Annotated in this window: 14 protein-coding genes; 8 read left to right on the forward strand and 6 right to left on the reverse strand. The window is 67.2% G+C overall.

The window, feature by feature from the left end:
* The first annotated feature begins 122 nt into the window (after positions 1–122).
* Together AC3WOH_RS07365 and AC3WOH_RS07370 are read left to right on the forward strand one after the other, a co-directional pair.
* Positions 123–611: a universal stress protein gene (locus AC3WOH_RS07365; RefSeq protein WP_492228703.1), complete on the forward strand. Its 489-nt coding sequence runs from the start codon at positions 123–125 to the stop codon at positions 609–611.
* A 72-nt stretch (positions 612–683) separates the two neighbouring features.
* Positions 684–1,313, forward strand: coding sequence for a LysE family transporter (locus AC3WOH_RS07370; RefSeq protein WP_492228704.1), 630 nt, complete (start codon positions 684–686; stop codon positions 1,311–1,313).
* Between the two features lie 58 nt (positions 1,314–1,371).
* On the opposite strand, the gene AC3WOH_RS07375 is transcribed toward AC3WOH_RS07370, so the two are convergent.
* The 3 genes from AC3WOH_RS07375 to AC3WOH_RS07385 all read right to left on the reverse strand — a co-directional run bounded on the left by AC3WOH_RS07375 (position 1,372) and on the right by AC3WOH_RS07385 (position 5,562).
* Positions 1,372–1,764, reverse strand: a complete 393-nt coding sequence (locus AC3WOH_RS07375; protein WP_492228705.1) for a hypothetical protein — start codon at positions 1,762–1,764, stop codon at positions 1,372–1,374.
* A gap of 335 nt (positions 1,765–2,099) precedes the next feature.
* The gene (locus AC3WOH_RS07380) at positions 2,100–3,254 is read right to left on the reverse strand and encodes a phospholipase A (protein WP_492228772.1); all 1,155 of its coding nucleotides are present in this window, start codon (positions 3,252–3,254) and stop codon (positions 2,100–2,102) included.
* A 232-nt stretch (positions 3,255–3,486) separates the two neighbouring features.
* Positions 3,487–5,562, reverse strand: coding sequence for an ATP-dependent helicase (locus AC3WOH_RS07385; RefSeq protein WP_492228706.1), 2,076 nt, complete (start codon positions 5,560–5,562; stop codon positions 3,487–3,489).
* Positions 5,563–5,809: 247 nt separating this feature from the next.
* Here AC3WOH_RS07385 and AC3WOH_RS07390 point away from each other — a divergent pair, with 247 nt between their 5' ends.
* The 6 genes from AC3WOH_RS07390 to AC3WOH_RS07415 all read left to right on the forward strand — a co-directional run bounded on the left by AC3WOH_RS07390 (position 5,810) and on the right by AC3WOH_RS07415 (position 10,441).
* On the forward strand, positions 5,810–6,616 hold the full coding sequence (locus AC3WOH_RS07390) for a hypothetical protein (RefSeq protein ID WP_492228707.1): 807 nt from the start codon (positions 5,810–5,812) through the stop codon (positions 6,614–6,616).
* Entirely contained in the window at positions 6,613–7,167 is a 555-nt protein-coding gene (locus AC3WOH_RS07395) for a GTP-binding protein (RefSeq protein ID WP_492228708.1), read from the forward strand. Before AC3WOH_RS07390 ends, AC3WOH_RS07395 begins: the two co-directional genes overlap by 4 nt.
* Positions 7,164–7,562: a roadblock/LC7 domain-containing protein gene (locus AC3WOH_RS07400; protein WP_492228709.1), complete on the forward strand. Its 399-nt coding sequence runs from the start codon at positions 7,164–7,166 to the stop codon at positions 7,560–7,562. The genes AC3WOH_RS07395 and AC3WOH_RS07400 overlap by 4 nt, the downstream gene beginning before the upstream one ends.
* Before the next feature lie 98 nt (positions 7,563–7,660).
* Positions 7,661–8,020: a hypothetical protein gene (locus tag AC3WOH_RS07405; RefSeq protein ID WP_492228710.1), complete on the forward strand. Its 360-nt coding sequence runs from the start codon at positions 7,661–7,663 to the stop codon at positions 8,018–8,020.
* Between the two features lie 105 nt (positions 8,021–8,125).
* Positions 8,126–9,394, forward strand: a complete 1,269-nt coding sequence (locus tag AC3WOH_RS07410; RefSeq protein ID WP_492228711.1) for an ABC transporter substrate-binding protein — start codon at positions 8,126–8,128, stop codon at positions 9,392–9,394.
* A gap of 93 nt (positions 9,395–9,487) precedes the next feature.
* On the forward strand, positions 9,488–10,441 hold the full coding sequence (locus AC3WOH_RS07415; RefSeq protein WP_492228712.1) for an AEC family transporter: 954 nt from the start codon (positions 9,488–9,490) through the stop codon (positions 10,439–10,441).
* Between the two features lie 63 nt (positions 10,442–10,504).
* Here AC3WOH_RS07415 and gspD read toward each other — a convergent pair whose 3' ends face one another.
* Genes gspD through AC3WOH_RS07430 form a run of 3 tightly spaced genes read right to left on the reverse strand, consistent with a single transcriptional unit; the run spans position 10,505 to position 14,983 of the window.
* Positions 10,505–12,988 carry a type II secretion system secretin GspD gene (gene gspD / locus AC3WOH_RS07420; RefSeq protein WP_492228713.1) on the reverse strand — a complete coding sequence of 828 codons (2,484 nt, stop codon included), beginning with the start codon at positions 12,986–12,988 and terminating at the stop codon, positions 10,505–10,507.
* Between the two features lie 31 nt (positions 12,989–13,019).
* Positions 13,020–13,634: a hypothetical protein gene (locus AC3WOH_RS07425; protein ID WP_492228714.1), complete on the reverse strand. Its 615-nt coding sequence runs from the start codon at positions 13,632–13,634 to the stop codon at positions 13,020–13,022.
* The gene (locus AC3WOH_RS07430) at positions 13,631–14,983 is read right to left on the reverse strand and encodes a hypothetical protein (protein ID WP_492228715.1); all 1,353 of its coding nucleotides are present in this window, start codon (positions 14,981–14,983) and stop codon (positions 13,631–13,633) included. The genes AC3WOH_RS07425 and AC3WOH_RS07430 overlap by 4 nt, the downstream gene beginning before the upstream one ends.
* Between the last annotated feature and the right edge of the window lie 52 nt (positions 14,984–15,035).

Below are 15,035 nucleotides of genomic sequence, written 5' to 3' on the forward strand. Positions count from 1 at the left end.
GGGCCTGCCAGCGCCCTGCGAGGGCCGTGCCAAAAGGGTATTGACAGGCGCTGCATGAGGCCATGGGGTGCCGCGCCACCCGCAGTCTGTACACTGGTTCGTACCAACGGAAGGAGAACCCCATGTTCAAGATCCTGATCGCCGTGGACGGCTCGGACCTCTCCCTGGACGGCGTGCACCACGCCCTGGGCCTGGTGCGCCAGGGCCTCACGGCCAGCGTGGTGCTGGCCAATGTGCAGGAGCCCGCCACGCTCTACGAAATGGTCACTGCGCGCGACGCCGACCTGATTGCCGCGGCCAGCCTGGAGGCCGGCGAGCACCTGATGGCCCCGGCCCGGGCCCTGCTCGACGCGGCCGGTGTCGCCTACGAAACCGACATCGGCGTGGGCGATGTGGCGCACACCCTGGTGGACATGATCGAGCGCAGCGGCTGCGACCTGGTCGTCATCGGTGCGCGCGGGCAGGGGGCCATCAGCAGCGCGCTGCTGGGCTCCGTGTCGCAGGAGGTGGCCCATGCCAGCCCCGTGCCCGTGACCATCGTCAAGCATGTCGAGGTGGGGCGCCAGCTGGAGGCGGAGCCCGAGGACGGCACGGCCGACGCGCCGCTCTGATCACCAGCCGTCAGTCGCCTGGGCCGCTGGGGCGCGACAATGTTCGCTCCTCCCTTTTCCCGTTGCCCACCCATGGCCTACGCGTCCTCCCTCCTGCTGATTGCTGGCATCTACCTGGCGGTCCTGGCCAGCCCGGGCCCCAATTTCTTCATCCTGAGCCAGATGGCACTGGACGGGCGGCGCCGTGAGGCGCGCCACGTCGTGCTCGGGCTCACCACAGGCTCGGTCTTCTGGGTGCTGGTCTCGCTGGCCGGGGTGGCGACACTGCTGTCGCAGCACCCGTGGCTGGCGACTGCGGTGCGCCTGGTGGGGGCTGCCTACCTCGTCTGGTATGGCGGGCGGCTTCTGTGGTCCGCCTGGTCGCCAGCTTCCTCCCGCGCAAGCGCCCCGTCCCCGCAGGCCGCGGCCTCGCGCGGGGCCGCCTACCGCACCGGGCTGCTGACGGGGGTGACCAACCCCAAGGGCGCAGCGTTCTGGACCAGCGCCTTCGCGGCGGTGTTTCCGGTCGGCGCGCCGGCGTGGTTCTATGTCGCCACGGTGGCGCTGGTGGCCCTGCTGTCGCTGGCCTGGCACCTGGGCATCACCGTGGTCTTCGGGGTGCCCCTGCTGCGCGCGGGCTACCTGCGCATCGAGCGCGCGGTCAACGGCATGGCCGGCGGCGTGCTGGTGCTGCTGGGCCTGCACCGCATGGCAGGGCGCTGAGCTCCAACAGCACAAGGGCCGCGAAAAGCGGCCCTTGTGCAAGAGAGTCAGGGAGCGTTCAGGCCGCCTTGCGGAACGGCTGCTCGTTCGTGCTGCGCTGCAGCTTGCCGTGCGGCAGGCTGGCCAGGCGCGAGAACATGCGCCGCACATAGCCATTCACCCACAGGCACTTGTTGAGTTCGTCCACCGGCAGCGGGCCGGACACCACCACGATGTCGTTCGCCATGTCCTGCGCCCCGGCAGCACGAAGGCGGCGGCGCGTGTTGTTGGCCCAGGACTGGATGCGGGTGGGGCTGCCATGCTGGTGCACCTGGCCCGTGTGCGCATCGAAGGCAATGGCCACGGTATCGGTCTTGAGCTTGAACCTGCGCTCACCGGTCACGGCGCTGGGCTCCTCGCGCATGTCGTACAGGTAGTAGCTGCCGGCCTTGAGCTGGTATTGCATGTCCATGGTGGTTCCTCTCTCTGGGCATTGTCGAGGGCGCACCACAGGGCAATCGCAGGGAATGGGGCCGGAAAACGCCTCTTATCGGCGCGTGATCCGCGCTGGCATGCCAGTCGGTGCGCGTGCCATTGTGCGCGGCCCCTCGGCATGTGCAAATGAAACTTGACCGCAATTGCGTAACGGTTTGTGAGGGCCGGGGCGGACTCTGTTCAGCGGCCCCGGCAATCGCCGGCTGATGGTCAAAAGCGCGTGGCCAATGCCAGTGCCCCCGTGCAAGGGCCGCCCCGCCGCACTGGGGGCGTCCCCCTCAGGGGGATGGCGCGAAGCGCCTCAGGGGGAGCCTAGAAATCCACCAGGCTCAACCCCAGGCTGAACACCGTGCGCTTGCGGTTGTAGTCGATCATGCTGTCGCCATAGCCGCTGAACAGCTGGGTGTGCAGGCGCAGGTTGCTCTTGCTGCCCAGGAAGCCCGTGCCCAGGGTCTGCAGCCATTCCAGGCGCAGCGAACCGCGGTCGCTGTTGGCCAGCGAATGGCGCATCGTGGCGCCCACGGTGTTGTCCTTGTCGTAATTCCAGAAGGCGGCCAGCTCGGCGCGGCCCACGTAGTCGCTGATGCCGGGGTTGTCGTCGCTGCCCGTGCTTTCGGGAATGCGCTTCCACAGGCGCGCGCGCACGTTGAAGCTGTTGCCCAGCTCCATGCCGGTCATCAGGTAGGCACGGTTCCAGCTGCGCGACAAGGGCTTGCTCTGGCCGTTGGACTGGTGCACCAGGCCGATGCCGCTGTAGCGCCAGCGCCAGCCGAACGGCAGTTGGGCATCGGTGGGGTAGACATACATCACCTCGGGCTCGTGGTCCGTGGTGCGGAAGGGGCGCGAGATCTCGGGCGTGAACAGCTGCCAGTACGACTGCTGCGTGTAGCCGAACCAGACCGAGTCCTTGAGCGTGGGGTGGCCCTGCGTGAGCAGGCCCTGGGCGATCTTGGTGCGCACCGACAGCTGGATGCGGTTCTCGGTGCGGCGGTAGGGCGTGGACTCGGTGGCCGAATTGCCATCGGCATCCGATGTCGGCTGGCGGTTCACATTGCTGCCCGCCACCACCGACACCGTGATCGGCCGGTAGCCGCGGAAGCTGAAGGTGCCGCAGTCGCTGCCCGACTCCAGCTCCCAGAAGCGCGACAGGTCGCTGTACTGCGGGTCGCGGCAGCCCTCGGTGCGTGCCACCTCGATGATGCGCGTGGCCGGCAGCGTGGTGTCCACCGGTGGCGGCACAGCGTTGTTGGCCTCGGCTGTGGCGGCCGGTGATTGCCAGGCCTGCTGGCCGGCCCACTGGTCGAAGCAGGCCAGGCGCGCCTGGTTGTCGTCGGCCAGTGCTGCGCAGCGGCGCCAGGCGGTCTGGTCACCGCTGCTGGTGCTGCCGGGGGCCATGGCCGGTGCCGGTGCTCCCTGGGCCAGGGCCGCGCCCGCCGGGACCAGCATGGCCAGGGCCAGGGCGACCATGCCCGGTGTGCCCGCAGGGGCCGCGCGAAGCGACGGGAAAGATGAGGTGCTGTGGGTTGGGTGCATGTGCCGGGTGGTTTCTTGCCGCATGGGCCATGGACGACCGGGCCTGGCCGGGTCGCAGAGTTTCATTGTGGCGCCATTCTTCCAGAGTCGGCCGGAGAGGGGGTGTCGGCCACCATCCCGACTTGCACGCCCGCCTCCACCCGCAGGGTGGCGGCGGGCGCGTGCCTCATACGGGGGGCGTGGTGCTGCTCGCCGCCTTGGCCTTGGCCGCGAACTCCGCGCGCAGGGCCTTGAGCTTCTCGCGCGGGTCTTCGCGCGCCGTGGTGCGGTCCAGCCCCATCTCGGCGATGAAGCGGCTGGGCCGGGCCTGCACCATCTCTCGGCCCTTCTTGCGCCGCTTGGTCCAGCTCACGGCCAGGGTGCGCTGGGCGCGCGTGATGCCCACGTACATCAGGCGCCGCTCTTCCTGCAGGCGCTGCTGCGTGTCCTCGGCCACCACCTTCTGGCGGCCCTCGTCGTCGTCGAGCTTGAAGGGCAGCATGCCCTCGGTCACCCCTACCAGGATCACGTGCGGCCACTCCAGGCCCTTGGAGGCGTGTAGCGTCGAGAGCACCACCATGTCCTGCTCTTGCTCGCGTTCGGAGATGGTGGACAGCAGGGCGATGGTCTGCGAGACCTCGAGCAGGCTCTTGGTCTCGGCCGCCATGGGCGTGCCCGAGCTGTCGTCGATCTGGCCGCCCGCGCGCTGGGCCATCCAGTCGCAGAACTCCAGCACATTGGACCAGCGCGCAGCGGCCACGGTCTCGCTGTCCTCGCCATCGTAGAGGTGCTGCTCGTAGCCGATCTCCTTGAGCCAGTCGCCCAGGAAGGCGCGCGAGGCCTCGGCCCCGTGCGTGTGCCGGGCGCGGTACTCCAGGTCGTTGATGTAGCGGCCGAACTCGTGCAGGCTTTCGAGCGCGCGCTTGGGCACGGCCGCCGGCAGCATGTTGTTGAACAGCGCCGCGAACATGCTCTGCTTGTGCTGGGTCGCGAACGCGCCCAGAGATCCCAGCGTGGTGTGGCCGATGCCGCGCTTGGGGCTGGTGATGCAGCGCAGAAAGGCCGGGTCATCATCGTTGTTGATCCACAGCCGGAACCAGGCGCACAAGTCCTTGATCTCCGCGCGGTCGAAGAAGCTCGTGCCGCCCGACACCTTGTAGGGGATGTTCACCTTGCGCAGCGCCTTCTCGAACGGCTTGGCCTGGTGGTTGGCGCGGTACAGGATGGCGAACTGCTTCCAGTCCGGCGGCGGGTTGGCGGCTGCGCGCAGGCTCAGGATGCGTGCCACGGCGCGCTCGGCCTCGTGTTCCTCGCTGTCGGCGTCGATCACGCGCACCGGTTCGCCTTCGCCGAGCTCGCTGAACAGCGTCTTGGGGAAGAGCTTGGGGTTGGGCCCGATCACGTTGTTCGCCGCGCGCAGGATGGCGCTGGTCGAGCGGTAGTTCTGCTCCAGCTTGATGACCTTGAGCGCCGGGAAATCGAGCGGCAGCTTGCGCAGGTTATCGAGCGTGGCGCCGCGCCAGCCGTAGATGGACTGGTCGTCGTCGCCCACGGCCGTGAAATGCGCGCGCTCGCCCACCAGCAGTTTCAGGAGCTCGTACTGCGTGGCATTGGTGTCCTGGTATTCATCGACCAGCACATGGCCCAACAACGCCTGCCACTTGGCGCGCACCTCGGGGAAGTCGCGCAACAGGCGCAGCGGCATGCCGATCAGGTCGTCGAAGTCCACGCTCTGGTAGGCCGCCAGGCGCTCTTCGTAACGCGTCATGAGCACGGCGATGGCGCGTTCGTTGTCGTCGGCGGCCTCGGCCAGTGCCTGCTCCGAGGTCAGGCCCTTGTTCTTCCAGGCGCTGATGGTCCACTGCCACTGGCGTGCCGTGGCCATGTCTACCGTGCCGCCGGCGGCGTCCTTGAGGATGCCGGTCACGTCGTCCGCATCGAGGATGCTGAACTGGGGTTTGAGGCCCAGCACCGCGCCGTCCTCGCGCACCATGCGCACCCCCAGGGCGTGGAAGGTGCAGACCAGCACGTCCTTGGCGCGCTTGCCGATCAGGCCCTTGGCGCGCTCGCGCATCTCGGCCGCCGCCTTGTTCGTGAAGGTGATGGCCGCAATGCGCTTGGGCTCCAGCCCGCGCTCGATCATGTGGGCGATCTTCTGCGTGATCACCCGCGTCTTGCCCGAGCCGGCGCCCGCCAGTACAAGGCAGGGCCCGTCGGTGTAGTGGACAGCCTGGAGCTGGGCGAGGTTGAGACCGAAAGACATGGGGAGGGAACAGCAGGCGGGCGGGACAGGGGACGCGCTGGCGCGCCCCGGGGCGCACGGCGTGTTTCAGCAAGGGAGGGATGCGGTTGGATCATACCTTGGGCTCTTCTGGGCGCCCTTTGTGCACAAATGGCCACAGAAAGGTCAACTACTGTCATAAAACCCGACTGATACGGGTTTGTACTGGTCGCGAATGGAGGGCTCACTTAAACTGACCAGTTGCTTCTTGCACCGAGGGGTATCGAGAGTGAAGACCAATCTGAAGGGGGATCTGGCGACCAGCTTGCTGGCGCCTGCGTTGCGCACCCGGTTTTCCGAGCTGTTTGGCGTGGCGGCCCGCAAGTCCTTCTTTGCCTGGCGCGAGTCCCCCGTGGCCCAGGCGCAGGTGGTGGTGCTGGATGTCTCGTCCAACCTCCTGCGCCTTCAGTCCCTGCCCCCCTGTGTCATCTGGATCGGGCGCGAGCAACCGGCCGCGCGGCTGCCCGAGGCCTGGGTGGGGCGCCTGGCGCAGGACTACACCGTCGCCGACCTGATCGACATCCTGGACCGCGCGGCCGTCTTCCTGATGGACTGGAAGGCGCGCCAACCCGCCGCCCCGGTCGCGGTGGCCGTGGCGGCGCAGCCGCCCGTGGTTCCGCCGGTAACACCGGTTGCTGCACCCGCGCGCTCCTTTGCCCACAGCACCATCCAGCCCACGGCGCCCGCGGCTGCCGGCACGGCGGCCATGGCCGTGGCCCAGGGCAGCCGCTACCGGCTGGGCGCCTGGGTGTTCCTCGGCCCGCCTTTCGACAGCTCGGGCTGCATCAGCGCCCTGGCCCTGCTGGCGCGCCAGCCTGTCACGGCACAACAGCTGCATGCGCACAGCGGCCTGACACCGGCCGAACTGGCCGAGCTGCTCAAGGAGCTGGCGCGCCGCAAGGTGCTGCAGGTGATCGCGCCGGCACAGGCCGTGGCTCCATCGCCCGCCGTCGCCACTTCGCGTGGTCCGGCCCCCGTCAGCAAAGGATTGGTGCGCCGCCTGTCCCACTGGATCAGCGGAGCGAGCAGGCCATGACCTATTCCGCCGCCTCCCCTATGCCGCGCATCGCCTTCATGGGACCCATGGGCGTGGGCAAGACCACGGCCATACGCGCCCTGTGCGGCAGTGACATGGTCGAGTCCGACGTGCCCAACCTCGACCGCCAATCCCATGCCAAGGAGTTCACCACCGTGGGCGCCGAGTTCGGCCAGATCGACCTGGGCGATGGCGAGTTCGTGCAGGTCTGCGGCTGCCCGGGGCAGGACCGTTTCGACTTTCTGCGCCAGTGGGTGGTGTCTGCTTCGGTGGGCGTGTTCGTGATGGTCGACGTGAATGCGGCCGATGCCGTGCAGGCGGCCGGGGTGCTGCTCGCCGAAGCCGCCGCGGCCGAGCACCCGCCGCTGGCCCTGGTGCTGAGCGCCCGCCCGGCCTCGGCCGCCGCCACCCAGGCCTTTGCGGACGGCCTGCAGGCCGCAGGCCACGGCGTGGTGCCGGTGCTCCAGGTCGATGTGAGACGGCGTGCCGATGTGTTGCAGGCCCTCAGCGTGCTGGTATCGATGTTGTCCCTTCGCAGCGAATCCCCATGAAAAGCAGTGCTCCCCTGATTTCCGAAGCCTTGGCCGAAACCGCCCTGCGTGCCCTGCAAACCCATGCCGCGCCCATCACCGGCCTGCACCTGGCCCTGCTGGCCACGCCCGACGGTTTCGAGATCGCCTGCCTGCGCAACCGTGGCGAACTGCAGGCCAGCCGCCTCGCGGCCATGGCCAGTTCGCTCATGGCCATGGCCCGCGCCGTGGGCCGCGAGATCCAGACACCCCAATGCAAGCGCCTGACCTTCGAGGCCGAGGGCAGCACCGTGGTCTTCCAGTCCATCGACGCACCCGTGCCCTGCATCCTGTGCCTGGTGCTCGGCCCTGAAGCCCTGCTCGGCCGCGCTCTGTGGGCTGCGGGCGAGGTCATGCAGGACATGGCCAAGGCCTGAGGCCCCAGCCCTTCTTCACTGCGCAGCGCTGGCGCGCCTCGGCCACCAGCGCGCTCTTCTTTTGTCAACCAACCAAGCAACCAACGAGGAACCCAAGAATGGCGAGCATCAATGAATCCCTGAACCAACTGCTGGCGGTCGAAGGCGCACAGTGCGCGGCCGTCGTGGACAGCGGCAGCGGCATGCTGCTGGGCAGCGCGGGCACGGGGGTGGACATGGAGCTGGCAGCGGCCGGCAATACCGAAGTCGTGCGCGCCAAGAACAAGACCATGCAGGCGCTGGGCCTGCAGGACAGCATCGACGACATCCTGATCACCCTGGGCAAGCAGTACCACATCATCCGCCCCATGGCATCCAAGGAAGGCATCTTCCTCTACGTGGTGCTCGACAAGGCCCGGTCCAACCTCGCCCTGGCGCGCCGCAAGGTGCAGGACATCGAAAAGCTGATCGAATTCTGACGGTACGCGCCGGCGCGCGCCTTCCTGCGGGAAACCCCGCTGTCCCCGGTCGGGTTGCACTTTGATACTGCACGGACCAACGAGACAAGCCTGAAAGGCCGTGCCATGCCGACCAAGAGCCTCGCGCCACCGCGCTCCATCGCCCCCGCCGCGCTGCTGCAGCGTGCCGGGTGGCATGGGGCGTTTCTTCTTCTGGGTGCCTTGGCGGCGACCACTCTGGCCGCACTGCCCGCGCGCGCCCAGATCGGCAGCACCGCGCCCGTGCGCATCGGCGTGGTGGGGCCGTTCACCGGGGCCTCGGCCGATTTCGGCGTACCCATGCTCAATGGCATTCGCATGGCGGTGGACGAGATCAATGCCGGTGGCGGCTACCTGGGCCGGCCGCTGGAGCTTGTGGTCAAGGACGACGCCGCCAACCCCGACCAGGGGCGCAAGGTCTCGCAGGACCTGCTGGCCGAGAAGGTCGTCGCCACCATCGGCTTTTGCAACACCGGCGTGGCCATGAAGGCCATCGACCTGTTCCAGGAGGCCAAGTCGCCGCTCATCGTGCCCTGCTCATCGGGCACGGCCGTCACCGCCAAGTACCCTCCGGCCGAGAGCTACATCTTCCGTGTGCAGGGGCGCGATGCGCTACAGGCGCCCTTCATGGTGGAGGACATCGTCAAGCGCGGCTGGGACAAGGTGGCCATCTTCGCCGACAAGACCGGCTATGGCGAAGGCGGTTACAACGACGTGGTCGCGGCGCTGGCCGCCAAGAACCTCAAGCCCGTGCATGTGGCGCGCTTCGACCTGGGCGTGAAGGACCTTACGAGCGAGCTCACGGCGGCGCGCGCGGCGGGCGCCAATGTGGTCTTCAGCTATACCGTGGGGCAGGAGAACGCCGTCATCGCCAATGGCAAGAAGACCCTGGGCTGGAAGGCACCGCAGGTCGGGCCGTGGACGCTGTCGTTCCCGTACTTTCTCGACGGCGCGCGCGATGCGGCCGAGGGCGCACTCATGGTGCAGACCTTCATCGCCGAGCCCAGCAACGAGCGCCGCGCGTCCTTCCTGTCGAGCTACACGCGCAAGTTCCAGCGCAAGCTGGCCGTGCCCATGGCCGCGGCCAATGCCTACGATGCCACCTACCTGCTGATGTATTCCTTCCTCGGCATCCGCGACGGCAACCTCAACGGCCCGGCGCTCAAGGAGTCGCTGGAGGGCAAGATGAAGACCTACTACGGCGTGGTCGCCACCTACGACAAGCCCTTCAGTTCCAGTGACAAGGACGCCATCACGCGCAACATGCTGGTGATCGGCGCGGTGAAGAATGGCGCCATCACCTTCGCGTATCCCGAAGACGCCAAGCGCAACCTGATCATCCAGCGCAAGCAATGAACAGGAGCGGCATCGCCACAGGCGATGGCCCCCGCCTGACTCTGCGCTGACGGTGCGGCCCGGCCAGCGCCCTGCCGCCCGACAATATCCGCTGTGCTCTCCGTCCTGCTCGTCACCTTCCCCTTCTTTGCGCTCGTGCTCTGCGGCTACCTGGCTGCCCGGCGCGGCGTGCTGCCGCAGCCGGCCATCCCGGGGCTCAACGCTTTCGTGCTGTTCTTCGCGCTGCCCTGCATGCTGTACCGCTTTGGCGCCAGCACGCCGATCGGGCAGTTGCTCGATCCGGCGGTGGCGGGCGTCTATCTCTTGTGTGCGCTCGCCATGGTGGCGGGCACCGTGGCGCTCACCAGGCGCGGCCGCATCGGCTGGAACGATGCCTCCTTCGGCGCGCTGGTCGCTGCCTTCCCCAACACCGGCTTCATGGGCGTGCCCCTGCTCGTGGCGCTGCTGGGCAAGGAGGCGGCCGGCCCCACCATCGTCACCATTGCGGTGGACATGCTGGTCACCAGCTCGCTGTGCATCGCCCTGTCGCGCCTGGATGGCGCCGGCACGCATGGCGTGGGCGTGGCGCTGCGCAATGCGCTCAAGGGCATGGTCGCCAACCCCATGCCCTGGTCCATTGCCCTGGGCGCACTGGCCTCGGCCCTGAGCTTCAAGCTCCCCGGCCCCGTGGACCGCACCGTGGCCATGCTGGCCGACGCCGCCTCGCCCGTGGCGCTGTTCACCATCGGCGCGGTGCTGGCGCGCTCGCAGATGAACCAGCACGAGCAGGTGCCCACGCGCGAGTATGTGCCCGTGGCCCTGGCCAAGCTGCTGGTGCACCCGGTGCTGGTCTGGGCCGTGGGCATGGCCGCCATCGCTGCGGGCGTGCCGCTCACGCGGTTTGCACTCACCGTGCTGGTGCTGGTCGCGGCCCTGCCCAGCGCCAGCAATGTCTCGCTGCTGGCCGAACGCTTTGGCGCCAACAACGGGCGCGTGGCGCGCATCATTCTGGTGTCCACGGCGCTGGCGTTTCTGAGTTTTTCAGGGGCCGTGGCCTTGCTGACCTGAGTTCAGCGCAAAGCAAAACAGCCCACCGAGGTGGGCTGTTTTGTTGTTGTTGGGCCGGCGAGATCAGTTGACGAAGGCTTCGCTGTTCTGGATCTGCGGTGCAGGCAGGGCCGCGGGCTTTTGCTGGCTGCGGACTGGGGCATCGCGGCTGAGATTTGGGGCTTGGCTTGCCTTGTTTTCTTGCATCATCACGCGCAGCTTCTGCAGGCTTTCCTGGAAAGATCCGGCCAAACGGTCGGCCTCTTCGCGATTGTTGATCACATAGGGCGTGATGGTGATCAGCAGTTCAGTCTTCTTTTTTGTCTTGCTGGTGCTGCCAAAGAGTCCTCCCACGATAGGGATGTCCTTCAACACGGGCACGCCATAGACGTCACCTGTGTTCTTTTGCTCGATCAGGCCTGCAATCATGATGGTCTTCCCATCTTCGATGGTTGCATCTGTGGTGACCTTGCGCTTCTGAAAGCTGGGGTAGTCAGCGCCACCAGCCGAGATGTTTCCTCCGATGCTGCTCACCTCTTGAGAAATGCTGAGGCTAATGCGGCCAGTGGACGTAATGCTGGGCTTGACCTCCAGCAGAATACCCGTGGGACGGTATTGCACCGAGTTGGAAGTGGAGAACTGGTTGGTGGTGATCAGACTGCTGCTCGGCGTGGACACTGTCTGTGTGACGACAGGAATTTCATCACCGACTTCGATCTTTGCCACCTTACCATCGCTGGCCAGCACATGGGGGGTCGAGAGTACATTGACCGTAGTGTCCTGACCCAGCAGATTCAACAGTCCAATGACTTGGCCAGCACTCCCAAACACAGCGTAGTTCAGGCCGGAATTTGTACCTGTGACAGCGGGGGTGATGGCTGTCGCGGCCGCTGTTTTGATAGCGGTCGAAGGCGCGAGAGTGCTGTCCAATCCTATGAAGCCCGGCCAGCTTTTGCCGCCCGTGCTCAGGGCGGATTTGATCCACCACTCCACGCCATACTTGAGTCCGTCGGTGAGCGCCACCTCTGCCACCATGACCTGCACCATGACTTGGCGTGGAGATGCGTCGAGGCGTTCTAGCACCTTGCGCACTTGCTGATAGTCCTGCGGCGAGGCGCGAACGATCAGGGTGTTGGTTTCGGTATCAGCAATCACCTGGACGGATCCACCCAGGCCAGGTGCTGTACCGGTCGCTCCTTGCGAGGGCACATTCCCACGTTCAATGGTGCGTGCCGTGGAACTGTTGTTCTGGTTGTTGGTGTTGCCCGCGGCAGCTCCCGTGTTGGTCCCGGTGTTTCCTGTGCCGGCACCGAAGGCACTGCTCGTGGCCGACGGCAACCCCGCAGCCCCCGTATTCGCATTGTTCTGCGTCGGCGCCGATCCCCCAAAGATCTGCGTCACCAGGCTCGCCAGGTTCGCTGCATTGCCATTGGCCACCGGGTACACATGCACGAACGAACCCAGGCCGTTGCGCGGCTCGGCGTCCAGCGTCTTGATCCATTGCTCGGCCGTCTGGATCAGGGCCGGGTTGGCGGCGGCCACCATCACGGCGTTCATGCGTGCCACGGGCAGGAAGAAGGTCTTGGTGGCGTCGGTGCCGGGCTTGTTGAAGATGCCCGAGGTCTTGAACAGCGCGTCCAGTTCCTTGGCCACGTCGGCGGCCTCGCTGTGCGCCAGCGGGAACAGGCGGATCTGCACCTGGCTCACGTAGTCCGAGTCCAAGGTTTTGACCATGTCGACAATCTTCTCGACGTTGGCGGCCTTGTCCACCACGATCAGGTAGCGGTTGGAGGGGTCGTTGGTGATGGCCGCCTGTGCGCCGACAAAGCCGCGCAGCGTGTTGGCCAACTGGTTGGCCTGCACGAACTGCACCGGAATGATCTGCATCACCGACGAGGCCGCGCCCACGCCCGGGCCCAGGCCGGCATCGCGCACCGCGTTGGTGTCGCGCAGCACCTTGTAGAGCTTGCCCTGGCGCACGATGGAGATGTTGCTCGCGGCCAGCGCCGTTTCCAGCGTGCTGTAGATGTCGGCCATGCTGATGGCGCCGGTGCTCTTGAGCGTGACGCGGCCCTGCACGGTGGGGTCGATCACGTAGTCGAGCTTGAGCACTTCGCCGAGCACGACCTGGATCACCTCGTAGATGTCGGCGTTGTCGAACTTGAGCGTCACGCCCGGATTGGGCGTGTTGGACAGCACCACGCCGGGGTTGGCGCTCGCGGGCGCGGTGGCGGCCGCTGCGGTTGCTGGCGCCGCGCCGGGGGCGGGCATGGCCATCGGGGCGGGCGCAGCAGGCGCACCTGCCGTTGCTGCGGGTGCCGCAGGCGTTGCGGCCGGCGCGGCCACGGTGCCTGCTGCCTGCGGTGCCTGGATGGTGATGCCGGGCATGCTGAAGCCGCCGGGCACGGGGGTGCCACCGCTGCTGGGCACCGCGGGCATGGGCTGGCCGGTGAAGGGATTGATCGGTGGCTGCTGCGCCATCACCAGGTGCGTTGCCGTCAGCGTGGGCAGGAGCGCAACGCTCACAGCGGTCAGTTTGCGCAGCATGGGAGGAATGGATTTGTTCATTGCAGTCTTCTGAAATTCAGCCGTGTTCGGTTTACTTGCGGGCGGCCGCAGGCGCGGCAGGGGCAGCGGCCTCGGGCAGCGGCTTCATGTGCAGACCCGAAAAGCGGGCCACGATGTGCAGTTGCTGGCCGCCGCGCTGGGTGTCGTCCACCACCTTGATCTCGACCTTGTCCATGACCAGCATTTTGGGCGACTGCGCCAGGGCGATCTGCAGGCGCGGCAGTTGCTGGGGCACGCCGTTGAAGCGTGCGGTGAGCGACATGCGCGAGACGTTGCCCTTGGGCGCGTCCGAGAATTCCGACAGGTCGATGTTGTCGAAGTACAGCCCCTGCAGCAGCTTGGTGACCTGCTGCTGCATGGCGTTGACCGACTCGGTGATGTCGTTGGCCACGAACAGCTGCGTCTCTATGGGCGTGTAGCTGCCGCCCACTTGCTCGCTGTTGGCCTGCACCTTCTTGTCCAGGTCCAGGGTGTTCTGGTTGCTTTCGAGCAGCGTCTGCAGGTCGCTGGCCTGCTCGCGGTGCTCCAGGTAGCCGGTGAGGCGCTGGTCCACGAGCGCGGCAATCAGCAGCAGCACGATGACGGGGAAGGCAAAGTACTTGATGCCATGGGCGGCATGCACCCGCTTGAGATCACGCTTCATCATGGTTGGGAGGCCCCCGATGCGGGTGGCTTGGCTGGGGCGGGTGCGGCAATGGGTTTGGGCGCTGCTTCCTTGCGCGCCTGCAGATGGATCTGCGGGGTGCTGGCGGCCAGGTACTCGGGCACGGGGAAGTCGCTCCAGGCGCCGAAGCCGGCCAGCGGCCGCTCCTGCAGCCACTTCACGCTGCCCTCGTTGCCCTGGCCTGCCAGCGCGACGACGCCATTGTCGGAGCTGAAATACTGCAAGGTGGCCGGTGGCGGCGGGAAATACGCAACCAATTGCGAGAACGGGCCCAGCGCGGACGGCGCCTCGCGCGCGGTGTTCACGGCCTGCACCGCGTCGGCCATGCGCAGGGTGCGGGCCTTGAGCAGCTTGGCGGCCTCCACCTTGGGCAGGTCCTTGCGCACGCGCTCACGGCCTTCCTCGATCTGGCGCACCAGCCGACCGTCGTGCCAGACCATGAGCGCCAGGCCCGCCATGCCGGCAACGCCTAGCCCCAGGCTGAGCACCTTGAGCGTCTGCACCATGTCGTTGTGCGTGTGGCGCACGATGATGCCGCCCTGGTCCGAGCGCCAGAGCTTCTCCAGCAGGTCGGCATGCGATGCTGCCGGCAGCACATGGTGCTGGTAGTCGGCCCAGGTCTGCGGCTCGGCGGCGTAGCCCTTGGGCGTGGTCAGCTGCACCGGGCGACCGGGGGCGCTATCGGCGGGGGCGCCCAGCGCGGCCAGCTCCACCTGCAGGGTTTGGGCCAGGTGTTCGTGGGTATCGCCGGCGTCGAGCACCCGCGTGCGCAGCATGGTGCCATTGGCCGCATACACGTGCAGGTACTGGTCGGAGGCGTCGGTCTCGACCACGGCGCGCAGCGAAGCGGGCTGCCTGGCGGCCAGGCGCTGGAACAGCTGCGCGCGCGCATACAGCTCCACCAGGGCGAGGCGGCAGGCGCTGCTGATGCGCTCGATCTCGGTCACCCAGTCCTTGTGCATCCACATCAGCGAGGCGCCCTCGGCTCCGCCGAAGCTGTCCACCTGCGTGCGCGTGTCGCTGGCCGGGAAGGGCAGCGAGGGCGGGGCACCCGCGTCCTGCGTGCTGGGCGGAACAATGCCCAGGATGTCGCCGGCCAGCACCCAGTGCGCGCGCGTGCCCGCCGGAATCTTCCAGCGCGTCACGCTGTCGGCCAGCTGCTGCTGCAATTGCGATGCGAAAGCGTCCCCCTCGGGCAGGGGCACCACGAGCTCGTGCGCCCGCTTCCAGCCCAGCAGCCCGCGGTAGAAATGCAGGATGCACAGGCTGTGCGGTGAGAGGGAGAGCACCAGCTGGTGCCGCCAGCTGGCAGAAGGGGAGAAATTGCGCATCGGTCGAGGTTTCAATCGGGTCGGGATGTTCTTTTCAGGCAGCTTTCGGGTG

This window comes from Acidovorax sp. FW305-C-20-28, assembly GCF_058783375.1.